At 54.1% G+C, this 23,094-nt stretch carries 21 protein-coding genes; 5 read left to right on the plus strand and 16 right to left on the minus strand.

Annotated elements, in window-relative coordinates; translation table 11 throughout:
* Positions 1 to 429 precede the first annotated feature (429 nt).
* Together F1381_RS09710 and F1381_RS09715 are read right to left on the minus strand one after the other, a co-directional pair.
* Positions 430 to 1,434, minus strand: a complete 1,005-nt coding sequence (locus F1381_RS09710; protein WP_246187993.1) for a LacI family DNA-binding transcriptional regulator — start codon at positions 1,432 to 1,434, stop codon at positions 430 to 432.
* A 204-nt stretch (positions 1,435 to 1,638) separates the two neighbouring features.
* The gene (locus F1381_RS09715) at positions 1,639 to 1,974 is read right to left on the minus strand and encodes an antibiotic biosynthesis monooxygenase (RefSeq protein WP_151734977.1); all 336 of its coding nucleotides are present in this window, start codon (positions 1,972 to 1,974) and stop codon (positions 1,639 to 1,641) included.
* A 300-nt stretch (positions 1,975 to 2,274) separates the two neighbouring features.
* Here F1381_RS09715 and F1381_RS09720 point away from each other — a divergent pair, with 300 nt between their 5' ends.
* Both F1381_RS09720 and F1381_RS09725 read left to right on the plus strand, forming a co-directional pair.
* The gene (locus tag F1381_RS09720) at positions 2,275 to 2,874 is read left to right on the plus strand and encodes a DUF2441 domain-containing protein (protein WP_151734656.1); all 600 of its coding nucleotides are present in this window, start codon (positions 2,275 to 2,277) and stop codon (positions 2,872 to 2,874) included.
* Positions 2,875 to 3,196: 322 nt separating this feature from the next.
* On the plus strand, positions 3,197 to 3,859 hold the full coding sequence (locus tag F1381_RS09725; protein WP_151734657.1) for a carboxylesterase family protein: 663 nt from the start codon (positions 3,197 to 3,199) through the stop codon (positions 3,857 to 3,859).
* Positions 3,860 to 3,901: 42 nt separating this feature from the next.
* Here F1381_RS09725 and F1381_RS09730 read toward each other — a convergent pair whose 3' ends face one another.
* From F1381_RS09730 to F1381_RS09760, 6 genes are all read right to left on the minus strand, one after another.
* On the minus strand, positions 3,902 to 5,032 hold the full coding sequence (locus tag F1381_RS09730; RefSeq protein WP_151734658.1) for a DUF4179 domain-containing protein: 1,131 nt from the start codon (positions 5,030 to 5,032) through the stop codon (positions 3,902 to 3,904).
* Positions 5,022 to 5,552 carry a sigma-70 family RNA polymerase sigma factor gene (locus tag F1381_RS09735; protein ID WP_151734978.1) on the minus strand — a complete coding sequence of 177 codons (531 nt, stop codon included), beginning with the start codon at positions 5,550 to 5,552 and terminating at the stop codon, positions 5,022 to 5,024. The genes F1381_RS09730 and F1381_RS09735 overlap by 11 nt, the downstream gene beginning before the upstream one ends.
* Positions 5,553 to 5,716: 164 nt before the next feature.
* Complete coding sequence (locus tag F1381_RS28200) at positions 5,717 to 7,666, minus strand: S-layer homology domain-containing protein (RefSeq protein ID WP_187355275.1); 1,950 nt, start codon at positions 7,664 to 7,666, stop codon at positions 5,717 to 5,719.
* Positions 7,667 to 7,687: 21 nt separating this feature from the next.
* Positions 7,688 to 9,640: a hypothetical protein gene (locus F1381_RS09750; RefSeq protein ID WP_151734661.1), complete on the minus strand. Its 1,953-nt coding sequence runs from the start codon at positions 9,638 to 9,640 to the stop codon at positions 7,688 to 7,690.
* A gap of 365 nt (positions 9,641 to 10,005) precedes the next feature.
* The gene (locus tag F1381_RS09755) at positions 10,006 to 11,241 is read right to left on the minus strand and encodes an aminopeptidase (protein ID WP_151734662.1); all 1,236 of its coding nucleotides are present in this window, start codon (positions 11,239 to 11,241) and stop codon (positions 10,006 to 10,008) included.
* 169 nt (positions 11,242 to 11,410) lie between these two features.
* The gene (locus F1381_RS09760) at positions 11,411 to 11,758 is read right to left on the minus strand and encodes a hypothetical protein (RefSeq protein WP_151734663.1); all 348 of its coding nucleotides are present in this window, start codon (positions 11,756 to 11,758) and stop codon (positions 11,411 to 11,413) included.
* A gap of 92 nt (positions 11,759 to 11,850) precedes the next feature.
* Here F1381_RS09760 and F1381_RS09765 point away from each other — a divergent pair, with 92 nt between their 5' ends.
* Complete coding sequence (locus tag F1381_RS09765; protein WP_151734664.1) at positions 11,851 to 12,777, plus strand: amidase family protein; 927 nt, start codon at positions 11,851 to 11,853, stop codon at positions 12,775 to 12,777.
* 17 nt (positions 12,778 to 12,794) lie between these two features.
* On the opposite strand, the gene F1381_RS09770 is transcribed toward F1381_RS09765, so the two are convergent.
* Positions 12,795 to 13,568: an exodeoxyribonuclease III gene (locus F1381_RS09770; protein ID WP_151734665.1), complete on the minus strand. Its 774-nt coding sequence runs from the start codon at positions 13,566 to 13,568 to the stop codon at positions 12,795 to 12,797.
* A gap of 172 nt (positions 13,569 to 13,740) precedes the next feature.
* Here F1381_RS09770 and F1381_RS09775 point away from each other — a divergent pair, with 172 nt between their 5' ends.
* Complete coding sequence (locus F1381_RS09775; protein ID WP_151734666.1) at positions 13,741 to 14,031, plus strand: hypothetical protein; 291 nt, start codon at positions 13,741 to 13,743, stop codon at positions 14,029 to 14,031.
* A 129-nt stretch (positions 14,032 to 14,160) separates the two neighbouring features.
* On the opposite strand, the gene F1381_RS09780 is transcribed toward F1381_RS09775, so the two are convergent.
* Positions 14,161 to 15,267 (minus strand): citrate synthase/methylcitrate synthase, encoded by a 1,107-nt coding sequence (locus tag F1381_RS09780; protein WP_151734667.1) that lies wholly within the window; start codon positions 15,265 to 15,267, stop codon positions 14,161 to 14,163.
* Between the two features lie 124 nt (positions 15,268 to 15,391).
* Complete coding sequence (locus F1381_RS09785; protein ID WP_151734668.1) at positions 15,392 to 16,237, minus strand: helix-turn-helix transcriptional regulator; 846 nt, start codon at positions 16,235 to 16,237, stop codon at positions 15,392 to 15,394.
* A gap of 148 nt (positions 16,238 to 16,385) precedes the next feature.
* On the opposite strand from F1381_RS09785, the gene fabF reads away from it, so the two are divergent.
* The gene (fabF, locus tag F1381_RS09790) at positions 16,386 to 17,624 is read left to right on the plus strand and encodes a beta-ketoacyl-ACP synthase II (RefSeq protein ID WP_151734669.1); all 1,239 of its coding nucleotides are present in this window, start codon (positions 16,386 to 16,388) and stop codon (positions 17,622 to 17,624) included.
* 80 nt (positions 17,625 to 17,704) lie between these two features.
* On the opposite strand, the gene abnB is transcribed toward fabF, so the two are convergent.
* The 5 genes from abnB to F1381_RS09810 all read right to left on the minus strand — a co-directional run bounded on the left by abnB (position 17,705) and on the right by F1381_RS09810 (position 23,054).
* Positions 17,705 to 19,138: an arabinan endo-1,5-alpha-L-arabinosidase AbnB gene (abnB, locus tag F1381_RS09795; RefSeq protein WP_151734670.1), complete on the minus strand. Its 1,434-nt coding sequence runs from the start codon at positions 19,136 to 19,138 to the stop codon at positions 17,705 to 17,707.
* 190 nt (positions 19,139 to 19,328) lie between these two features.
* The gene (locus F1381_RS09800; protein ID WP_151734671.1) at positions 19,329 to 20,399 is read right to left on the minus strand and encodes an ABC transporter ATP-binding protein; all 1,071 of its coding nucleotides are present in this window, start codon (positions 20,397 to 20,399) and stop codon (positions 19,329 to 19,331) included.
* A 306-nt stretch (positions 20,400 to 20,705) separates the two neighbouring features.
* The gene (locus F1381_RS28205; RefSeq protein WP_187355276.1) at positions 20,706 to 20,852 is read right to left on the minus strand and encodes a hypothetical protein; all 147 of its coding nucleotides are present in this window, start codon (positions 20,850 to 20,852) and stop codon (positions 20,706 to 20,708) included.
* A gap of 117 nt (positions 20,853 to 20,969) precedes the next feature.
* Positions 20,970 to 21,938, minus strand: coding sequence for a sugar phosphate isomerase/epimerase family protein (locus F1381_RS09805; RefSeq protein ID WP_151734672.1), 969 nt, complete (start codon positions 21,936 to 21,938; stop codon positions 20,970 to 20,972).
* 30 nt (positions 21,939 to 21,968) lie between these two features.
* Positions 21,969 to 23,054, minus strand: coding sequence for a Gfo/Idh/MocA family protein (locus tag F1381_RS09810; RefSeq protein ID WP_151734673.1), 1,086 nt, complete (start codon positions 23,052 to 23,054; stop codon positions 21,969 to 21,971).
* Between the last annotated feature and the right edge of the window lie 40 nt (positions 23,055 to 23,094).

A 23,094-nucleotide genomic window follows, 5' to 3' on the forward strand; every position in this document is an offset into this window, starting at 1 on the left:
TTTTTAGCTTGGCAGTCAAAAACAAATGTAAAAACATCCCTTTAGATACTTTAATAAACAGCATCTAATTACATGTCAGGGTTAATGCAACGCTAGTGGATAATCACCACTTAATTTTAGCAGAAATGAGCCAATGCTTAATTTTCAACCAAATTAAGTGGCGATTTTCCAACTAACTTGGTAGTCATCTCCATACTGGTGGAATTAAGTGGCGATTTTCTAACTATATAAAATGCTCTTTTAAAAACACTTTAGATTCGGCCATAACTGCGGGGCCTGTTTGGACTTCCGGCCGTTGCCCGCCCCCAGATTCCTTCATTCAAACCGCTCTAAGGGGCTGAAATCCGGTGAAAGCCTATGGATTCGGAACAAGCTGGCCTGCGGGAAGCCTTAGCCTCTTCATTTCAGGCTATACATCCGCAGGAGCCGTTAAACCAGCCGCCTTACCGTATCCCGCACAATAAGCTGCGGCGACAGCAGCTCCCGGCCTGCCGGTCTGCCGTTCAGCAGCTCCATCAGCAGCCCGGCGGCGGTCGTACCGATCTCCTCATAGGGATGCCGGATGGTCGACAGCGGCGGATTGGTATAGGCAGTGAAGAACGCACCGTCAAAGCCGAGCACCGAGATGTCCTGCGGCACCCTGATCCCGCTGCGGGCCAGCTCCATAATCGCGCCCATGGCCATTAAATCATTGGCGCAGCAGACGGCGCTCAGACCGGGGAACTGCGCCAGCAGCTCCAGCACGGCCCTGCCGCCGCTGGCCCCGCTGAAATCGCCGTTTACCGCCTGCCGTTCCGGAAATTCCGTTCCCGTTCCGGCGCGGTAAGCATCACAGAAACCACCGTACCGTTCGTTGCAGATATGTAAATGCGCAGGCCCGTTGATATAACCGATTCTCCTGTGTCCCATCTCCAGCAGGTGGGTCCCGGCCATCTCTCCGCCTTCACGGTTATGCGAAGCTGCCAGCGCCATATAGGGACCTTCCGCTGCACCCATGTTCACAGATGGTACCTGCAGCTCCATCGCTTCCCGGATCATAGGGTGATCCTTAGCGAAGGGGGCCATAAATACACAGCCCTCCAGACTACGCATCCGCACCCACTCGCTCAGACTGCCCGGCTTGTATCCGCCGAGCGGAAGCGAGAAGAGCAGACTTTCCTTCTGCTGCTCCTGCAGCACTCTGCTCAGCGAGGGCAGGATGTAATCACTGCCCCGGACAACCTCCGTGGGCATATCGGCGATAAAGATGCCTACCAGATTGCTCCTGCGGGTAACCAGCTGCTTGGCGCCCAGATTAGGGACATAACCGAGCGCGTCGGCTGTCGCGCGGACACGGGCCACCGTCTTCGGATGTACGCCATAGCTGCCGTTCAGCGCGCGCGATACCGTGCTTACGGATAATCCCAACTGGTCTGCGATATGCTGGATCGTCACTTGCAAGCCTGTTCACCCTCTTGCCAGAGTTTACCTGTCAATCGCTATAATAGGCTTATCTATCATAACGCTTCCCCCCGGTCTGCTCAAGTGTCCGGGCCGCAGCCTGACAGGCGCAAGCGGAAAGAAGCGGGCAACCGGACGCCCCCTGACCTCAGAGACCGCTGATGCCCGCCGCATGCCGATCCGTATGCAGCCAAGCGCTTAGGCTTGTTTGCCGGATGCCTTGCCTTCCTTAACCGTCTTCACTTCATACATATTTACGTTAACACCCAGAATGTAAGCAGGCTTCTCCTGGCCTCTGCTGTTGCGGTGGCCCTGGATATGCGCGTCGCTCTTCTCCCAGTTCTTCCAGGCTTCCTCCGACTCCCAGCGGACTAGCACAAGAACCTCTTCCTCGTCCTTGCTCTTCTTGTTGACCGAAACGCTGATGTCGATCAGCCCCTCCATCTCCTCCAGCGGCCCCGGTGTGCTGAAACGTTCCACTACTTTATCGCTGTTGCCCTTCTCTACTGTAAAGGTTCTGGTTTGAATTAACATCATCTGTTCCTCCTATGCTTGCCGTTAGGTTCTGCAAATCCGCAGACATTATGTAGGCAGCGTTATGGTTGGTTTCTCTCTCTATTCTAATTGATAATCATTATCATTGCTAGTTTTAGTATTGTGCACTCTTTCGGCTGCCGGTATGATTGGAATATATTAACTCTAAATCTAAAGGCAGCTATGAGGAGGCATACCGCGAGACTTTTGACGGGTACAAGCTGGCATTTCGCTTCAATAACGATGCTTCATTAAGGTAAACGGCAGGATATTGTTATTAACTTTTCAAGGAGGCTGACTATGCAAGAAGAAGATCTGTATGTCTATCATATTGTAACCAGGAAGAAAATGGCCTTAGGCCAAATCATCCGTTTTGACAAGAACCAGAAAAACACCTTGTATCACTTCTTTTTTGAGCAGGAGCAGCTGAATTCCAAAGGTGAAGATTTTATGCAAATCATGGGCGGCCACTATACGGATGACGGTTTGAATTTGGATAAAGAGAATGCTGATGTGGCCATGAGATATGTGGGGCAAACCATCAGAGCCATTAGAGAGACTATCGTTGAAATGGTTAGGCTGCAGGATTATCCTGAATATCCTTCACGCCTGTCCTGCTTATACGCTGCAAAAAGCTATCAGGACGCCCTGAAATGGAAAGAGCTGTTTGATTCTTACCAGCGCCGGGTTTTGCAGATCGTGAAGCTTAGGGTTAACGGAGCTATCTTTGAAGGAGACGGCAGTCTTTTACCCAAAGAAGAGGGAGCCCCTTTCGCCCGTAAGATCGAACAAGCCAGCGAATACTGGAAAGGTAATGTCAATAATGAGCTTCCTGAGCTGTTGATTAACGGAAGAATTGAAGTGGTAGAAATTATCGATGAATTCTCTGCTGGGGATTAAAGCCGTTCATCAGCAGATGGACAACGGGGAAAAACGATTCCGGTTAGTAAGTTCAGACGGAAGCTCTTACATAGGGACTAAGGCAAATACATCCCCGAAGCAGATTTAGCTCGCATGAAAGAGTCTTGAAAGGAAAATTATCATAAGCCCGAAACGCCGAAAAGTCAACAAAAATCGCGCAGGAATACGATCCGGCTCGTCCGCCGGGAGCTTAACGGATACGCTGGATATCTCCAGTCCGGCTTGCGTCTTCCTGCTGCTTCCCACCCGTTCCATAATTGCAGTAGAGTAAAGAGACAAACAGCAACGAAGGAGTGTGCTTATGCCACTGGAAAACTGTCTATTCGATCAAAATATTATGGTCAGCAAACATGTCAGGCTTCCCTTTCTGCTTCACTTGCCCGGCCCTGCTCTGAACAGAGACGCGAATTGGCCCGTTATCCTGTTCCTGCATGGCCGCGATCAACGCGGCGAGGACCTGGAGCTGCTGAAGGACCGGGGCATTCCGCAACAATTGGAGCAAGGCGCGGAGCTTCCCTTTATTGTTATAGCTCCGCAATGCCCGGGCTACTGTATATGGCCGGCAGTATTCGATGGCGTTATGGCGATTGTGGATGAGGTCGCCCGGACTCACCCGGTGGACCGGTCCCGTATATATTTGACGGGACTCAGCATGGGCGGCTACGCCGCCTGGGATCTTGCCATGGAATACCCCGGCCGGTTTGCGGCAATCGCGCCTGTGAGCGGATCAGCTTCCCAAGAGCGGCTGCAGCTGTTGCAGGACGTGCCGGTATGGGCTTTTCATGGAGCTAAGGATGATATTGTCCCGGCCGCAGAGATTTCCGGCAATATTGCCGCCATAAATGCAGTCGGCGGAAACGCCAGGCTTACTCTTTATCCGGACGGGGATCATGATGCCTGGACGGAAGCTTACCGCAATCCCCAGCTATATAAGTGGTTTCTGGAGCATACGTTGAATCCGTAGCCGCAGACCGTATACAGAGCATCCGGATTCAACCTGCTTCCCTCATTCGAGCAGCTCAAACCGCAGGACACCGTCCTCTTCCCCCGGCTGGGTCCGGATCTTTAATTCGAGCGATTCAGGATCATCGAGCATATTGCTGCTGTACAGCCGTTCATATCCAGCCTCTGTGCTGAAGCCGGTGGAAGACTTAAGTTCAACCTGGCCTCCAAGGACTGTAGAAACCATTTCTGTGTACATTCCAGCCTGAAAAATTTCACGGCGCACCGGCCAGGCCTTGTCTGCCTCATTGCTGAATGCCATTCTGATCCGTACCAATAACGGTGACAGTTCTACTTGGGCCAGCGACACTTCATGACCTGCCAATGTGAACCGTTCATCGGGATAGATAATTCTGGTGGCATACTGCTTAAATTTGGCATTCAGTGTAAAGCTGATCTTAAGCCGCGGGGAATAGTGCATATCTGCCATAATCGTTCCGGTCTTCGGCTGGCCCATCTTGCCGGGATTTACCGACGCAACTTGGAAATCCGCTTCCAGCCGTTCCGGAAAAGGCTTGCTCCGATCCAGGTAGAACACTCTTTTGCCATAATACTTATGATAATTCTCTTCTCCGGCCACCACTTCATTTCCGCTTATCCCGTTACCCGTCTCCAGATAACTGCCGGCCCCGCTCTCCTTCAGCCTCGCACTGCTGATGCCGTATACTTCCTGGCTGTCATCGGTGGTGGCCGAATACAGCATAATAATCATGTTCTCATCGGCCGTGACCGCATCCAGAGTGACCCGGTAAGCACCGCTTTGGACGCTCTTCCCGATCAGCTGAATATAATTATGGCGGACAGCGGACTCTAGTGATTCATGCTCCATATCAAACTGTGACAAGCGTTTAAACCCTTCCAGTTCTCCCCAGTCTACTTCCTGCACTTGCGCGGTTTGCGGAGAAGGCTGTTGAAGCTGCGGAACCATGAACAGCAGCAGCACGATCACAGCCGCTGCCGCCAGCGCAAAGGTCACTCCTCTCCGCGGGAAGTCCTGACGCTCCCTGCTGTGTCCCTGCTCCAGCCCCTGCATTACCGCAAGCCGGAGCTGTCCCGGTTCCCCTGTCTCCCCGCTCTCCCTCTTCAATATTTCGGACTCTGCCTGCATGCGGCGTTCCAATTGCTCAATATTCATACCACTCCCTCCGATCCTTCATAATGGCCCGCAGTTGCTTCAGCCCTTTGTGCTGCCAGGTCTTGATGGTCCCTTCCGGCTTGCCGAAGGTTTCGGCGATCTCGCTCAGCGTCATGTCGTGATAATACTTGAGCAGCAGCACATGGCGGTATTTCGGCTTGACCTGATCCAGCACCCACAGCATTTCCAGCCTCGCGGTATTGTCGCATGCACCGGCTTCGGCCATGGGGTCGCCCGCCGCCGGCACCGTCCGTTTCCTTCTCCGCTGCTCATCAATGCAGACATAAATCAGGATCCGGATGAGCCAGGATTTGAAAGCCTGCGGGTGCTTTAGCGTGTTACGCTTGATCCAGGCCCGGCAGGTCGCCTCCTGTACCGCCTCCAGCGCGTCATGGCGGCTGCGCAGATAGCTGTAAGCAATGCTGTAAAGCTGGTCGCTGTGCTCCAGCACCAGCTCATAGAAGTCCCCTTCCTCCTGCGGCACGGCAGCGGTAAGCTTGCGCATCTCTACCCGGGTCATCGTCACGTCAATCCCCTCCTCTCTCTTTCTATGGTTTAAGACGGGGCAGCGGCCTAAACCGTTTTTCTTTTTTTCGCCCGCTGTTACCTTCATACTTTATTGTCAAACAAAAGAGAGCTGCCCCGAGTGGGGACAGCTCCCTCTGTATTCCTGCAGCCGGTCTGTCAGATCAGCTTAAGCGTACTTAATAACCGGTAGAGCAGCTCGGCGCTTTCGGCGCGGGTTGTAGTCTTGTCTGCACGGATAGGGAACGCATCCTTCGTCTTCACAATTCCTTCAGTCAGCAGCGCATTAACCGCTTCAGACGACCAGGCCTTATAGCCGGCAGAAGCATCGAACAGCTGCGTACCTTGTGCTGCACTGCTGTCCTTCTCATACCCGCCGTACAGCAAAGCCTGATAAATAATCGCCATCATTTCCTGCTGCGTAATGGTTTGATCAGGCTTGAACGTGCCGTCGGTGTACCCCTTGAACAGGCCTGCTTCAACTGCAGCTGCTACGCTGCCGGCATACCAGGCCCCTGCCTTCACATCCTTGAAGCTGCCGGAGGTTCCGGACGCAGGCATAATGCCGAGCGTCTTCACCAGAAGTGTGGCCGCTTCCGCACGGGTGACCGAGTTGTCAGGCTTAAAGGTATTATCGCTATAGCCTTTTACTACGGTGCGCACCGATAACTTATCAATTGCTGACTTGGCAAAATGAGCTTCCGGCACATCTTTGAAGCCGCTTTGTCCGGAAATGACCGTATAGGCGGAATTCCCTTTGCGGTAGATGGTCGCAATAACTTTATCGCCATCCTGTGTAAATGCAGCAGGTACAGGAGTTACAGCTCCTGATGCCGCATCCACCATCACAGCGGCCAAAGTATGGATGGACTGGGCAGGCTGGGTCAATTTGATGATGTGCCCGATATAGCGGTCCGCATTACGGATTTCGACCGCTGCCTGACCCGCAACTTCTTTGGTAAGGGTATATTCGTAGAATTGGCCCACCTGCCGGATATTCTGCGCGTTCAGCAGATTCCGGGCAGCTTCAGCGGCAGTTCCCTTCAAAGGTGCAATGTTCAGTATATAATTGGTATTTCCGGCATCCGCAGCACCCGCTCCGAAGGCTCCCGCCGGTATAACCAGCCCGCTGTCCGCACCCTGCAGCTCAAGCACCGCATTCTTGTCCTTGGCAGTAATTTTGCTTAATTGGCTTCCGGTAAGTGTTACTTTTGTAACATCCGCAGCTTCTGTCAGTGCGACCTTCAGCGTGTTCCCTTTACCGCTCCACTTCGCCAGTTCCGTATCGAGCTGTTTATCTTCCAGCTTAACGGCTGCCAGCGAGGAACCGTCGGTATTCTTGGTTATTTCAGACACAGCCAGTTTGCCGCTGTTTCCGGCGGATGGAGATACGATGCCGGATAATCCGCCTCCGCCGCCTCCGCCGCCTCCACCAGCAGGGCCGCCTCCACCGCCGTCAGAGCCTCCGCCTGAGCCGGAGCCCCCGCCGCCGGAACTTCCGCTTCCGGTTCCAACATAAGGATACTCCACCGCTGTATAGAAGCTTTCATGCTTGCCCGGTGCCGTTACCGTAACAAGCAGCAGCCTGTATACATCATCCAGACTTAATCCGTTAAAGAAGGCTGAAGATTGGCCGCCGCCCACGGTCTGTTCACCATAAGCATCACCAAAATAGGAATACAGACGTACGATATCCCCGGCTTGTACTCCGTTTACTGTTACCGAATCACTTTTCCCCGGCGCATTCGAAATTGTAATTTGCTCCGGATTAGGGGCCAGTGTCATCCGGTCCGTAATTTCTGTTAGCGTATATCCCGGTGCGGCGCTGCCTTCCTGATCCACAAGGACGACGGCAATCATTATAGCACCATCAGGGATTACCGTACCCGGCGCGATATTAAACCGGTAGCTCTCCGCTCCTGAACCAGTGACCGTTCCAATAGCATCACCGATAAATCCGTCCTCCCCGGCGAAAAGCACAGCATAGCTGTCCCCGGATTGCTCATCCGCCGCTCCGGCAAAGCTGACTGCTCCGCCAATATGGTCAGCAGATGGATCTGTGTCCGTAAAAGCCAGATTTTCCGCATAATAAGTGTCATTATCCCACAAACGGATAATAAGCTGGGAATCCTAAAGCACCTGCGGCTCACCATAGGCGGTTGATATTACCGGGATGAGGCCGATTTTTTGGACTTCTGCAGGAACCCGCTTGCTTAATTGATGAATATAGTAACCATCAACCTGCTTTTCGTAGGCGTAGATATAATCATCGCTGACGCCGTTAACAACCTGATTGCCCGCATCCAGATAGCGGATCTTATAATACTGGACATTCACCGCTTGCGGACCCGGGAACAATGTAAGCTCACCATCTAAGGATAGCGCGTCCCAGTCCTCATCGATAAAATAAGCTGCCACGGGGCGCATTCCATCCTGTTGGTCACTCTTCATACTGTCAAAGCTGTCGTACTTGGTCAGAGAGTATTGCCCCGCATTTTCAGAAAATAAAAGAATAGATCCGTCTTTCTTAATGTAACCATATGAGGCAATGAAGGGTAGCTTGTAGATCGGATTAAATGTATCCCGGTCATAAATCGTGTTACTGCCAATTACCAGCTTGTCACGGGCAGCCAGCAGTTTCGCTGTATAATAACCGTCTTTGTACGAACCGTATAACATACTAAGGTTGTCCGCGTCTATCCGTTGTCCTGTATAGTACACAAACTCGCCGTCGGGGATAATCACCGGGGAACCGAATCCGAAATCGCCATTAGTGCTCTGCAGAACGGAATCAGTCCTAGTATCAAGCATGAAGAGATTGCTTCTTGAAATCCCGGTCTCCCCGATATAAAGCATTGACGCATCTTCATTCATCGTGAGATGAGGGCTGCTGTACGTCTGCGGGTAAATCGTATACACCGATTCAAAAACACCGACTTTCCCCCAGCCGCCTCTGCCCGTGTAGTACACTTTCCCTTTACCGGCTGCCACATCCAGGGTAGTCTGACCGATCTCCAGTTCTGTGATCGGTGCCATGAAGTTCGTCTCATCCGCGGTATCAATCTTGGCGATATGTGTGCTGCCATTAAGCGCCACATATATAATACCGTCTCTGATATCTACATCCGTGGGCATAGAACCGATATAACGGTCTGCCAGGACTTCAAAAGAATGGCTGTCGATCTGCAGCAGCCGGTTGGTCTCGGTGGAGACTGCGTAGAAATAACGTTCATCGTTCCCGGCAGCCCAGGCATTCAGGTCGCGGTTAAGTCTAATCTGATCAGAGCTGTTCTGGTATTCTACCGCTTTGGGCTGCTCCGGCAAATCATATACCCGCTTATACAGCAGCGGACTCCAGCGGCTAAAGCTGTATACTGCATGGGATTGGTCAACTTCAATGACGTCCGGATAATTAAAGCTGTCCTCATATTTGACAACAGGAATGCCTTCAGCTTTGGTATAAATTCCATTTCCGGTATAAATATAAGACCCGTCAACCGCGAGCACTCCGCCTGAATAGGAGGAAAGGATCCTTCGGTTCGCAAAATCCAATTGCAGGCTGCCGAAATACACTTCCTCCGAATGAATGACCAACGACGATCCGCCGCCTTCCGGTTCAAACACTCCCTGCAGATCTCCGTAGGTCGCACTGAAGGCTGCAATCCGGCTGCCTGACTCACCGGCATATAAAATATGCTGCTCCCGGTCAACCGCCAGCTGCGGCGTATAGATCATGTTCATAAGGGTTGTATCTTTGCCTGTGTTTAAATCGATGCGGTGAATATCACACCACTGGTCGCCGTCGGCATAGAACAGGCTGTTGCCGTCCACTGCTACCTGGTAAGGCTTCAGTTGGGTCGGTATCGTATTCACCACCGTCTGGGAATCCAGATCCACCACAGCAATAAGCGTCGCCCCGCCCAAAGCCACATAGAGCTTATTGCCGGCCAGCTCCATACCCTGCGGGTTATTACCGACTGCAAGTCTCTTCTTAATCTGCAGTGTATCTTTGCTGATGAACAGCAGTTCATTCTTCTCAGAGGCCGTTACATAAAGGAGCCCCCGCTGTTCATCCAGCTTCATGCCTCCAATACTGGAGCCCACATTAATGGACGTTTCTGATACCGCTGACCCTTGGGCACTGACCCCAGCAGCCATAAAACCATGAGGCAAAATACTGGTAACACATAAAACAATAATGCTGAGTACTGCAAGCTTTCTTTTGAAATTACGGAACATTCACAATCTCCTCTACCAGTATTTTCTTATCCATTTCCCAGTATATTTCATGAAGTGAGTGTTCGTATATATGAAAAAAAGCGCGTGTGCCTCAGATAATCCTACTATCCGATAAATTTCACGAAAAAGACCGCAAATGCCTCTTTGCGGCAGTTTGCGGCCTTCTTTATTGTACCAATTTTCTTGGAAGAGCCCGGCTCCTCCGGTGCTTACAGCACCCAGTTGCCCTGGCGGAACACCGGCTCCACCGTACCGTCTTCCAGCTCGCCGTCGATATCCAGCTCAGCGGAGCCGATCATAAAGTCGACATGGGTGAGGCTGACATTAGCTCCGCGCTGTACCAGCTCCTCGCTGCTGAGGCCTACGCCGCCTTCAATGTTAAGCGGGTAGGCGCTGCCCAGCGCCAGATGGCAGGAGGCGTTCTCGTCGATGCCTGTATTGTAGAATACGCGGTTCAGCCGGGAGATCGGTGAATCATGCGGCACAAGTGCTACTTCACCCAGATAGGAGGCACCTTCGTCCGTCTCCAGCAGGGAGGTCAGATGCTCACGGCCGGACTTGGCGTCATAAGCCGTCACCTTACCGTCCGTAAAGGTGATAGTGATGCCGTCCACCAGACGTCCGTTCAGGTTCAGCGGCATCGTGCTGGTCACCGTCCCGTTGACGCCGGTACGGTGCGGCATGGTGTAAATCTCTTCCGTTGGCATATTGGCTACGAAGTAGACTCCGGAGGCATTCTCGCCTCCACCGCCGCGCCACAAGTGGCCTTCCGGCAACGCAATGCGCAGATCCGTGCCCGGCGCCCGGTAATGCAGGCTCTTGTAGCGCTTGGCGTTCATCCGGTCCTGACTCTCTTTCAGCGCAGCGATATGCCCGCGCCAGGCGGCAACTGGATCGCCGGCGGCGTCGACGCGGTTCATATGAAACACGGCTTCCCACATCGCATCGATCCGCTGCTCTTCCGGCAGGTCGGCGAACACTTTGTCCGACCAGGCGCGCGTCGGCGCCTTGATCAGCGACCAGCTGATTTTGCTGCTGCGGGTATAGTTCTGATAATTCTTCCGGGCAATGGCTGCAGCCTTCACTGCAGTGGATACCTTGGCGGAATCTATGCCTTTAAACAGCTCCGGGTCCGGAACCTTGATATGTAATATAGCGCCGCCTTCCTGGGCAAAGCCTTCCAGCATATCCGCATGCCACTGCGGGTAATAACCAAAAGACTCATCCGGCGCCTTCTCATACCGGATGCGCGTTACCTGCTCGTCGTCCCAGTCGACCATGACGTATTTGGCGCCTGCTTCGTAAGCCTTGCCGACAATCAGGCGGGTAAGCTCCGCCGTTTCAAGCGGAGCATGCACCATCAGCACCTGTCCGGGCTGCACATTCACTCCAACCTTCACTACCAGCTCGGCGTATTTCTCCAGCAACAATGCAAAATCCTTCATTTTTATTTCCTCCGTATCCGTAATGCCGTATGATGCAGGCCAAAGACCAACGTCCTTATTATTTTATCGCAAAATCTCCGGCACTGCATCTCTTTACGGAGGGGGAAGCTATCGTCCTGAATATGGTCCGATTACGTCGCCTTAATTTGCAGCTGCAGCGGCAGTACAGCTACTCCTTGTCCACATGAAGCAGGGTTACCGTTTTGAGCTCATAAGTATGCGCAATCGCCGCTTCCGGGATCACGTTCAGCTTGGCAAGCGCGGTTACCTTGGCAGGATCAGTCTTGGACAACAATCTCCAGACCTCAGGATCCGGCAAAGCGCTGTAAAGCTTATCATCGTCATATTCCTTACGCTGCTGCGTCACCAGCTTTACTCTATAGCCGCCAATTACCGTCTCCTGCTGCTCTTTCTCCTGGCAGTAGGCCACAATGTCCCGCCGCAGTTCTGCCAGCTCCTGTTCGAGCTCCTTTTGCTTGGCTTTAAGCTTAAAATACTGCTTCACCTTTGTCTCCATGTTTCGTTCACGCTCCCTTCAGTTATGTGTATGCAGGAGCCCGGGAAATCTACAATGGAATAGCCTTCATAGTTAAATTTTAGAGCTGAAACATGGAACAACTCGAATTCAATATCCCGCAGGAAGATCGGGCCAAATGGCATGAATGGCTGATTGAAGCAGATATTTGCGGGATGCAGACAGAAATGGAGCGCGGCGGCTTAACGGCCGAGCTGCTGGTCTCGCTGTACCTGGAGCGCATACATACCTTCAATCCGTTGCTGAAAGCCGTCCTGGAGCTGAATTCGGATGCACGGGAGCTTGCACGGCAGCTGGACAGTGAACGCAAAGAAACAGGTCCGCGCAGTATGCTGCACGGCATACCTGTTCTGCTGAAAGACAATATCGGTACGGCGGACAAGCTGCACACCAGCGCCCGCTCCCTTGCGCTCGCGGCTTCCACGGCAGCCGCAGATGCCGCTGTGGCGGGCAGCCTGCGCCAAGCTGGCGCCGTCATTCTCGGCAAGACCAACATGACCGAATGGGCCAATTATATGTCGTCCTCAATGTGGGCGGGCTACAGCTCGCGCGGCGGGCTGACCCTTAACCCTTACGGGCCCGGCGAGCTGTTCGTCGGCGGCTCAAGCTCAGGCAGCGCCGTCGCCGCTAACCTGGCTGCCGCAGCGGTGGGCACAGAGACCTCCGGCTCCATCGTCGGTCCCGCAAGCCAGAACTGCATCGTCGGCCTGAAGCCGGGTGCCGGAGTGGTCAGCTCCGCAGGAATGATCCCGGCCATCGGCAGCCAGGACACGGCCAGACCGATGACGCGGTCAGTCCGGGATGCAGCCATTCTGCTCGGGGCGATGCGCACCTCAGGCAGCAGAGGTTTGCCCCAGGCGGATAACCGGAGCAGCAGCAATACGGATTATACGGGCTATTTCGATGCCGGACGGGTGAAATCCGCAAGTTATTCGGGCGGCCGCTTAAACAGGAAGGGACTGAACCCGGAGCCTTGTTACCGGCTACGGGTCAGTCCCTGATTTTTTTGGACAATATATTATTCCGCTCCGGCTGCATCCTTAAGCTTCAATACTACCGGACAATGATCGCTGCCGAGAATATAACAGTCGATATCGGCATCCTCCAGACGGGGAGCCAGGCGCTCCGAAGCCAGGAAGTAATCAATCCGCCAGCCGACATTCCGTTCACGGATCTTCGGCATGTAGGACCACCAGCTGTAGGCCCCTTCCCGCTCGGGATAAAAGTACCGGAAGGTATCGATAAACCCGGATTCCAGCAGGCTCGTCAGCTTGCCCCGTTCTTCATCGGTGAAGCCGGAATTGCCGCGGTTGGACCGGGCATTCTTGATATCAATCTCCTGATGGGCCACATTGAGATCACCGCAGACAATGACGGGCTTCAGCCGGTCCAGCTCCAGCAGATAGCTCCGGAACCGGTCCTCCCATTCCATCCGGTAATCCAGCCGTGACAAGTCCCGCTTGGCATTAGGCGTGTATACATTCACCAGATAGAAATCAGCGAACTCCAAAGTGATGATCCGTCCTTCGGGTTCCGAGTCCTCCTCCATACCGTAACGGACGGAAAGAGGCTCAATCCGGGTAAAAACCGCGGTTCCCGAATACCCCTTCTTCAGCGCATAATTCCAGTATTGCCGGTACTCCCCGCCGTGCTCCAGCACGATCTGCCCTTCCTGCAGCTTCGTTTCCTGTACACAGAAGATATCCGCATTGCATTCCCGGAAATAATCGTTGAATCCCTTGTTGACACAAGCCCTTAAACCGTTGACATTCCATGATACCAGTTTAACCAAAGTACATTCTCCTAACTAAGACCAGAATATACTCCAGTGTACCACAGAATCGGCTAGCCGCTTATCTCTCGGGAAATCTAGCAAATGTGTTAATCTCCTAAGTCATCTGATAAAACACTTCACAGCTTATCCGAATAGGATAATCTATCAAACGGCAAAGGAGGTTAACAGAATGTCTGTCTTGCTTCAGCAGCAACCCTTCACCCTGGACCCGCTGTCCGGAAGCTCTTACTACGAGGACTTAACCGGCGGCAGCACTGCAGCGGTAACTGTCATCAATAACTTTATTACTACCGTTAGAGTGGAGGTTCTGATTGTTAACAGAGGAATTGTAAATTACCTCGTCCCCGCTTTTCAAAGTCTGACGCTGAAGGCCAGCCCTGTATTGTATGTCGGTCTGTTCAATACTGATCCGGTAAACCCAGCAACAGGATTCCTTACAGTCGCCACATCCGTGTTCTAAGTAATACCCTGCAGCCTTGAGTATCCGCCCATACTCGCTCATAACCCCTCCTCTTCAGGCCTCCCCGGACGCTAAACGGCGTGTTCCGGGGAGGTTTTTGGTATGGAGGGAGGGATCATGCAGTGTCAGCTATACTTGCTCAAGCGCCGGCATCGGACCGGTATAGACCGACTGCGGACGGAAGATACGGTTGCCCGCCGCCTGCTCCTGAATATGCGCCGTCCATCCGACGATCCGGCCCATGGTGAAGGTCGGGGTGAAGATGGCCGGGTCGAGATGGAGTGCACGCAGAATCGCCGCCGCGTAGAATTCGACATTGGTGAACAGCCGGCGGCCCGGCTTATATTCCTCAAGCAGACGGATTGCCGTATGCTCCACATGGATGGCCAGGTCGAAGGATTCGTCCTTGCCGATCATTTGCTGCGTAGCGATCTGCAGCGCTTCGGCGCGGGGGTCCTTGGTCTTGTAGATCCGGTGGCCGAAGCCCATGATTTTGCCCTTGTTGTCGAGCACATTGCGGATCCACGGCTCCGCATTCTCCTTGCTGCCGATGCTCTCCAGCATCGAAATGACTTCAAACGGCGCCCCGCCGTGCAGCGGTCCCTTCATCGCGCCGATCGCCCCGGCAACTGCAGCGCACATATCCGATTCAGTCGACAGAACAACCCGCGCGGCAAACGTTGAAGCATTCATCCCGTGCTCCATGCAGAGAATGAGATAAGCGCTCAGCGCCTGCACATGAGCCTCTTCCGGAATCTGACCGTTCAGCATATACAGATAATTGGCGGCATGGCTCAATTCGCTCAGCGGCACTACCTCGGGCAGCCCTTTCAGCTGGCGGTAGCGGTAGGCAATAATCGTCGGCAGCACAGCAGTCAGTCTTACCGCCTGCCCGTGCGTAGGAGGCCAGGTGGTCTGGTCCTGACTGCCCAGCGCAGCCACCGCGCTTTGAAGTACGAGCATCAGCGGCACAGAGGCGGGAATCAGGTCGATCATCTTTTTCAGATAATCCGGCAATGCCCGCTGCGAAGCCATCTCCTGCTCCAGTGCAGCCCGTTCCTGCTCATCAGGCAGCCGGCCGTTCCACAGCAGGTATGCGACCTCTTCATAGCTCTTGCTGACCGCGAGTTCCTTCGCCCAATAACCACGGTAGACCAAATACCCCTTCTCGCCGTCCACGAGGCCGATATCGGTTTCTCCGGCTACTACCCCTTCCAATCCGGTTACTTTCACCATTTCACATGTACATCCTTTCCGTCTCATGTAAGGATTAATCCCCTTAATAGGAGTATATACGCGAAATTTAATATTGCATATTTATAGTTTTTTATGAATTCATAAAAAAAATTAATCAACACCCTCACGCCTGCCGTTCCAGCAACCTGCGTAATTTGCCTTCCGTATTGGAATCTCCGGCCGGTGTATAAATGCTGCAGCGCAAATCCGCTCCGCCGTGTACCTGCAGTGAAGTTAGATGAAACAGCATCTTCCCTGCTTTGGCGTGACGGAATTCCAGCACAACATCCGGTGCGGAACTGACCCTGCTCTCCTCCCACAGCCGGTTAAATTCCGGATGCTCCGCCTTCATCGAAGAGATAAATTCATCATACCAGCCGTCGTCGACATACTGGCCGTAATATGCGCGGAAAATGGCAAGATAGCCGCGCACAAACTCCTCCCAGTTGACGGCGAGCCGTTTGAATTCCTGGCGCACAAACAACAGCCGGATCATATTGCGCTCTTTGCGGTCCAGCTTGGCAAAATCAAGAAACACCTGCGCCGCAGCTTCGTTCCAGCCGACAATAGCGCATCTGCGGTCGGAAACAATCGTCGGGCAGGTCGTCAGCTCGCGGAGAATCTTCTGCAGTGCCGGGCTGATCTCCGGCTCTTCCTCCAGGCTGTACGCCGGACTGGCCGGCCCGCTATCCAGCGCGAGGGCAAACAGGTAGCTGCGCTCATCCTTGGTCAGCCTGAGCGCACCGGCAATGCACTCCAGGACAGAAGGCGAAGCTTTGATATCCCGCCCCTGCTCCAGCCAGGTGTACCAGGTGCTGCTGACACCGGCGAGCTGCGCCACTTCCTCCCTCCGGAGGCCCGGCGTCCGCCTGCGCGTGCCCTCGGGCAGTCCTGCAGCCGCAGGAGATACCGCAGCGCGGCGTGATTTCAGAAATTCCGACAAGGCTTGCAGTCTAGTCTGATTGGACATTGTGCTCCTCCGTTCCAGCGGTAACTATAATAATAGTAGTAATTATACTAGGATAATCTGCAACTTGTAATAGGATAACCAAAATGAAACAATACTTGTATCCCGGTTATAACGGAAGAATTCAGTAATTCAGGGAGGCACATAGACAATGGAACGTGTAGTAATAACAGGTATGGGGCTGATCTCGCCGCTGGGCAATACTGTCGATGATTTCTGGCGCCGGCTGGCGGCCGGCGAATCGGGAGTCGGGCCGATTACAGCCTTCGATACGGCTAACTATAAATCAACGATCGCCGGACAGGTAAGCGGCTTCGATGCCGTGGCCCGCTTCGGGCGCAAGGAGGCGAGGCGGATGGATCTCTTTTGCCAGTATGCGCTTGCGGCCGCTGAGGAAGCCTGGGAGCAGTCCGGCCTGCAGACCGAATCGCTCGACCGGGAACGGCTGGGGGTGTATGTGGGCTCGGGAGTAGGCGGGATTCATACGCTGCTGGAGCAGGCGGAGCTGCTGCGGACCCGTGGACCCGAACGGGTCAGCCCTACGTTGATTCCGATGATGATCGGGAATATGGCCTCGTCGATGATCAGCATGCGGCTCGGCGCCCATGGACCTTCGATGTCACCGGTTACCGCCTGCTCCATCGGCAATACGGCCATCGGCGAAGCCTTCCGGCTGATCCGCTTCGGCCTGGCCGATTGCATGATTGCCGGCGGCGCCGAAGCGGCGGTCACGCCGATCTCTCTGGCGAGCTTCAGCAATGCCACCTCGCTCTCCACCCGCAACGCAGAGCCGCACAAGGCCAGCCGGCCTTTCGACGGCGCCCGGGACGGGTTCGTCATCGCCGAAGGCGGCGCGGTGCTGATCCTAGAATCGCTTACCCATGCCCTGCGCCGGGACGCGATGATTTATGCAGAGGTGCTGGGCTATGGCTCCAGCTCGGACGCCTATCACATGGTGGCGACCCATCCGGAAGGATTCGGAGCGTACCAGGCGATGGCGATGGCCTTGAACGAGGCCGGCCTTCGGCCTGCTGATGTGGATGTCATCAGCGCACACGCCACCGGCACTCTGCTCGGCGACCGCTCGGAGACGCTGGCCATCAAACGGATGTTCGGCGAAGCTGCTTACCGGATACCGGTGACAGCCAATAAATCCATGACCGGCCATGCATTGGGGGCGGCCGGCGGACTGGAAGCCATCGCGCTGGTCAAGAGCCTGCAGGAAGGCCTGATTCCGCCTACGATCAATCAGGAGATACCTGACGAGGTCTGCGACCTGGATGTGGTGCCGAATACCGCCAGAAAGGCGGATATCTCGGTCGGCATCTCGAATTCCTTCGGCTTTGGAGGGCACAATGCCGTCATCGTGCTTCGTAAATATGAGCAATAGGCATCCATATTTATACTCACAGCAAAGGAGCAGCCTCATCAGGCTGCTCCTTCAGCGGTTTCAAACCGTCTTGTCCGGCTTTACTCGCTCTTCGGCGATTCGTGGCTGCCCCATACGGCGACGCCCTCCTGCGAAATTGCAGTGAAGGTCATCACTTCGCTGCCGGTCGCTTCGTTCCACTGGGAGAGGAAGACGCCGCTGTATGATGTTCCGTCAATCGTCAGCTCCGCTGTGTGTTCCCCGATCAGCCCCCAGGTTCCGCTCACAGCACCGGTAATCTGACCGTCGGCCGACAGCTCAATAAGCTGAGATTTGACAATGTCCGCGGTAATATCTTTGCCATGATTTATATATTTATAGGCCCCGGCAATCTGCTCTTTGGTGTAAGTCCCCATCTTCTCCCCGCTGTAGCGGTGCGGCGCCACCACCGGCCAGCCCTCCTCGTTCATGAACATCTGGTGCACCCGGACCTCATGCGCTTCACCGCGGCTAGGGAACCGGGTATGAAACAGGAGGTAATATTGCCCGGTCTTTTCGTCATAGTACGCCGAATTATGCCCCGGAGAAATATAACCCGCCCCGAGTACAGACGATTCCTTATCCGTGCTGTCAAAGACAAAATTGCCCATTAGCTTGACTCCGTAAGGTGCATAAGCAGGGTCATCGAACAACACGCCTTCCGTCCCCTTGGCCTCAATCATCGGCTTTCCTTCGGAATCCTCAAACGGGCCGTCCGGATTCTTCGAGCGGGCTACCCGGATATTGTAGCCTCCGTGGGAGTCCAGCCCCCCATAGGAGAGGAACAGATAGTAGTAATCGGTTTCAGGACTATAAAGCATGTAAGGCCCTTCAATCCGCGCATGATTCGCGCCCAGCAGCTTCTTGCCGTAGCCTTGATCAGGTAACGGGAAGCCTGTGGCCGGATCCATTTCCATAATGAAAATCCCGCCCGAATAGGAGCCGTACACCATCCACAGCTTGCCGTCCTTGTCGAAGAACACATCGGGGTCCACGACATTGGGTTTCTGCGTAGCGTCGTAGATTTCCCCGTCGGAGCCGACACCGGCCATACCCGATTTCAGAAAAATCCCCTGATCCTTGTACGGGCCTTCAATCTTGTCCGCTACGGCGATGCCCATGGCCGACAGCGGGGAATCCCCTTTGCACGCATTGTAATACATGTAAAATTTGCCGTCCTCCAGTTGAATCACATCCGGCGCCCACAGCGTATTGGTCTGGGCCCAGTTAAAGGTGGCACTTAATTCCTCTGTTACGTTCGGGATCAGCTTATTATCGTCAGACACCTCAGTGGAAATCTGTGTCCAGGACATCAGATCCTTCGATTTGGCCGAAGCCAGATGCGAGCCGAACACGTAATAGGTGTTCTTCACCTTGATGACCGACGGGTCATGTACTGATACATTGTCATAGCTTGGCTCTCCCCCGCTGCCTGCGCCGCTGCAGGCTGTTAATAACAACAGGGATACCAAAGTGGTGACTGTGCTTTTTCTCATTCCTCTACCTCCTATTATACCCTTTCATTTTGCTGCGGAATGCGCGTAAAGTCAATACTTTTATTTAAGTAATTTTATAATAGTTTAGATATATATAAAACAAAACATTACATTACATTGTGCCAAAAAAGCGCCAAGCCGTTACTACGGCCTGACGCTAATAGGATTAGTATGCGGTTAAGCTAAAAGTTTAATACGCCTCGTTGGCATTCACAAGTACAGGCTCCGGATAAGCATTCGGCAGCATGCGGCGGACCTTCTTCACAACTTCCGGCGGCTCCACCTGTGGAGCCATCGGGTGCATCAGCCAGGATTTGACCAGATGCGAGTCTGATACCTTGTACATTGGAGGTTCCTTCTCCAGATCGATCGCCATGGCATAGGAGCTGCGCAGAGCAAAAGCGTCGCCCTTCGGCGGCTTGATCAAATCGGGAGGCGTTCCCGGGATGGCAGTCAGCTTGCTGCCTTTGCTTTCCAGGCTTGGCATGGAAGCGAGCAGGCCCCAAGTGTAAGGATGTCTTGGATCGTAGAAGATTTCCTGGGCCGTACCCATCTCAACGATTTGTCCGGCATACATTACCGCAACACGGTCAGCCATACGGGCTACGACACCAAGGTCATGGGTAATGAAGATAATAGCCGTGCCGATCTTCTTCTGGAGATCCTTCATAAGATCCAGAATCTGAGCCTGAATCGTAACGTCAAGCGCAGTTGTCGGTTCGTCGGCAATCAGCAGCTTCGGATTCGCCGCAAGCGCCATGGCAATGACGACACGCTGGCGCATCCCGCCGCTGAATTCATGCGGATACTGCTGGAAGCGTTTCTCCGGGGAAGGAATGCCGACCAGCCCGAGCAGTTCAACGGCACGTTTGTAGGCGGCGTCTTTGGAGATATTCTCGTGCTTGAACAGCACTTCGGTAATCTGTTTGCCGACCTTCATCATCGGGTTCAGGGAAGTCATCGGATCCTGGAAAATCATGCCGATTTCCTTGCCGCGGATCTTCTGCATCTGCTTCTCGGATTTACCGATAAGGTCTTCGCCTTCGAACAGAATCTGTCCGCGCTTGTACATGCCCTGCGGCTGCGGAATCAGCTTCATCACCGCTTGGGAGGTTACGCTCTTGCCGGATCCGGATTCGCCGACGATCGCGAGTGTTTCCCCTTTATTGACATGGAAGTTGACGCCGCGGATGGCTTGTACCTCTCCGCCGCGTGTTTTGAATGAGATTGCTAAGTCTTTTACCTCTAAAAGGCGCTCCATTCTGCCACCCTCTCTGTTCCTTTTCAAATTATGATAACGGTTCTCAGCATATAGATAGAGAGCAATAAGTAATATTTTATCTAGCTTACCGCCTGTCCGTCAAGGCCTTTCTGAAAACAAAGCTTACATGAAGGAAATCTTTTCAATTCTTCTGAGCGCAATACCATTACTATAGCTTATATTTTGTCATTAGGATGTTAATTATTATACTTGAATCTGGTACAGCTGCCTCCTGCATGACTCTGGCGGTTACCCGTAAAAAGCCGGCATCTCCCGGGACAGGAGAGCCGGCTTTGATCTTTGGGGTTACGCCGAGCCTTGCAGCCCAGCGAAAGAATAACACATGTTATCCCGTCCGTAGGCGAGCGCTTCGGTCTCAGGAAACAGGACAACCTTCACAATCACCGAACGGCCGTCTGTAAGATCCAGAACGTAACCGGTATTGAAAGCCACGATTAAGCTCCGTGCGGCGGATCAGCTTCGGCTCCGGACCGAACGCCTTCCGGACAAGCCCCTCCAGCTGCTCTTTGCTGAGCTTAACCTTGGTATAGCTCTCCACACGACACGTGCCTAGACCCACCACATCTCGCTCAGCGGCTCTTCAATCAGCACCTGGCGCAGATTATCCACGGCCTTGGAGAAGCCTTCCTCAACGGACATCAGACCGTCCTCATGTTCAATGCTGACAACATAATCGTAGCCGACCAGACGCAGCGCGCTCATGATATCCGCCCACACTTTAACATCATGGCCGTAGCCCACCGAACGGAACTGCCAGGCCCGGTCCAGCATCTTGGTGTACGGCTGCATATCCGTCAGGCCGTGCATGTTCACATTCATCGGATCAATAACGGTATCCTTGGCATGGAAGTGATGAATCGCATTCTGGCGGCCGAGGATATGAATGGCCTGAACCGGATCAATGCCCTGCCACCACATATGGCTCGGATCGAGATTGGCGCCGATCGCTTCGCCTGCCGCTTCGCGCAGACGCAGAAGCGTCCCCGGCGTATGCACCGAGAAACCGCCGTGCAGCTCCAGACCGATCTTAACGCCATGATCCGCAGCGAATCTGCCCATCTCTGTCCAGTATGGAATCACTTTATTCTCCCATTGCCAGTCCAGAATCTCCTTGAAATCGTTCGGCCAAGGAGCTACCGGCCAGTTCGGATACTTGGCTCCCTCATGGTCGCCCGGACAGCCGGAGAAGGTGTTGACCACCTGAACGCCAAGCTTCTGGGCCAGTTTGACGGAATTCACGAAATCCTCGTGGTCCTTGCGGGCCAGGTCGGCCTGCGGGTGCAGCGGATTGCCGTGACAGCTGAGCGCGCTGATCATCAGCCCGCGCGACTCCACGGCATGCTTGAACTCCTTCAGCGCCGCTTCATTCTCCAGCAGCAGCTTAGGATCGCAATGGGCATTCCCCGGATTGCCGCCGGTGCCGATCTCGACGGCCTTCAGCCCTTTCGATGCTACATAGTCCAGTGCGTCCTCCAGCTTGCGGCCGCCGAACAATACCATAAATACTCCCAGTTTCATTGTTTGTCGCCTCTCCTTGTCTGATTCATATTAGATTGAAATGGTTTGGGGTTCATAGATATCGAAGTCCTTAAGAGTCTGCCGCTGCTCCGCCGCCGCAAATATCGCCTCGATCAGGTTCTGTACCCGCAGCACTTCGGCATTCTTGACGATCGGCTCCGCCTTGCCTTCGATCACATCGACGAAGTTATCGTAGAAGCTCGACGGCAGTTCTGCAGCCGACGGCAGCGCTCCGGTAATCGTAGCGCCCTCCGAAGGAGGTGCCATCGTCTTCGTCAGGCCGACGCCTGCGCGGATCGGGGTCGGCTCACGCTTCTCGCTGTCGCTGTTGCGGGTGACGATCCGGCCGGTGAGCGACCAGTCTTCAATGACAGCAGTGCCTTCCAGACCTTTGGCATACCAGCGCGGAAGGGTGATGAAATTCGTCGTGCCCACTTCGACAACCGCTTGAATGCCGTTGCCGAATTCCAGCACGGCTTCAAAGCCGTCATCCACTTCATTGCCGAGGATGAAGCTTAAGCTGCCGCTTACACTCACCACCGGGCTGTCAATCATGAACAGCAGCTGGTCCAGCAGATGCACGCCCCAGTCCAGCAGCATGCCGCCGCCCTGGGCTTTGACATGCCGCCAGTCGCCGGGAATGCCGTTGGCGCCGTGCACGCGGGATTCAATGCGGAACAGGGAACCGATGGTTTCCTGTTCGTACATCTCCTTAACGATACGGAAATCCTCGTCCCAGCGTCTGTTCTGGTGAACCATCAGCACCCGTCCGGCCTGCTCGGCTGCGGCCGTCATCTCCTTGAATTCGCTGGACGACATGGCGACCGGCTTCTCGCAGATGACATGCTTGCCCGCACGGAGCGCCGCAACCGCAATATCCTTATGCACATCGTTCGGCGTAGCAATCAGCACCGTCTCCACCGCCGGATCGGCCAGTACATCCCCAAAGGCGGCGTAAGCGGTTAATCCGGCTTCCTGCGCCGCTAGACTCCGCTCTTCAAGCAGATCAAATACACCGGCCACTTCCAGGCGGCCGCACTCTTTGATTAGCTGCGTATGATAGCTTCCCATCCCGCCGTAACCGACGATGACTACCGAATGCTTATTTGAACTCATGCTGTCTTCACTCCCGTATTCTGATCAATTCCTGCAGCGG

It is taken from the genome of Paenibacillus tengchongensis, from assembly GCF_008973665.1.
Lineage (GTDB): Bacteria > Bacillota > Bacilli > Paenibacillales > Paenibacillaceae > Paenibacillus_AQ > Paenibacillus_AQ tengchongensis.

Bases quoted from the DNA above. Each gene is read 5' to 3' on its own strand.
- F1381_RS09715 (WP_151734977.1), bottom strand. From the start codon at position 1,974: ATGTTAATTCAAACCAGAACCTTTACAGTAGAGAAGGGCAACAGCGAT.
- F1381_RS09720 (WP_151734656.1), top strand. From the start codon at position 2,275: ATGCAAGAAGAAGATCTGTATGTCTATCATATTGTAACCAGGAAGAAA.
- F1381_RS09725 (WP_151734657.1), top strand. From the start codon at position 3,197: ATGCCACTGGAAAACTGTCTATTCGATCAAAATATTATGGTCAGCAAA.
- F1381_RS09730 (WP_151734658.1), bottom strand. From the start codon at position 5,032: ATGAATATTGAGCAATTGGAACGCCGCATGCAGGCAGAGTCCGAAATA.
- F1381_RS09735 (WP_151734978.1), bottom strand. From the start codon at position 5,552: ATGACCCGGGTAGAGATGCGCAAGCTTACCGCTGCCGTGCCGCAGGAG.
- F1381_RS09750 (WP_151734661.1), bottom strand. From the start codon at position 9,640: ATGAAGCTGGATGAACAGCGGGGGCTCCTTTATGTAACGGCCTCTGAG.
- F1381_RS09755 (WP_151734662.1), bottom strand. From the start codon at position 11,241: ATGAAGGATTTTGCATTGTTGCTGGAGAAATACGCCGAGCTGGTAGTG.
- F1381_RS09760 (WP_151734663.1), bottom strand. From the start codon at position 11,758: ATGGAGACAAAGGTGAAGCAGTATTTTAAGCTTAAAGCCAAGCAAAAG.
- F1381_RS09765 (WP_151734664.1), top strand. From the start codon at position 11,851: ATGGAACAACTCGAATTCAATATCCCGCAGGAAGATCGGGCCAAATGG.
- F1381_RS09775 (WP_151734666.1), top strand. From the start codon at position 13,741: ATGTCTGTCTTGCTTCAGCAGCAACCCTTCACCCTGGACCCGCTGTCC.
- F1381_RS09780 (WP_151734667.1), bottom strand. From the start codon at position 15,267: ATGGTGAAAGTAACCGGATTGGAAGGGGTAGTAGCCGGAGAAACCGAT.
- F1381_RS09785 (WP_151734668.1), bottom strand. From the start codon at position 16,237: ATGTCCAATCAGACTAGACTGCAAGCCTTGTCGGAATTTCTGAAATCA.
- fabF (WP_151734669.1), top strand. From the start codon at position 16,386: ATGGAACGTGTAGTAATAACAGGTATGGGGCTGATCTCGCCGCTGGGC.
- abnB (WP_151734670.1), bottom strand. From the start codon at position 19,138: ATGAGAAAAAGCACAGTCACCACTTTGGTATCCCTGTTGTTATTAACA.
- F1381_RS09800 (WP_151734671.1), bottom strand. From the start codon at position 20,399: ATGGAGCGCCTTTTAGAGGTAAAAGACTTAGCAATCTCATTCAAAACA.
- F1381_RS09805 (WP_151734672.1), bottom strand. From the start codon at position 21,938: ATGAAACTGGGAGTATTTATGGTATTGTTCGGCGGCCGCAAGCTGGAG.
- F1381_RS09810 (WP_151734673.1), bottom strand. From the start codon at position 23,054: ATGAGTTCAAATAAGCATTCGGTAGTCATCGTCGGTTACGGCGGGATG.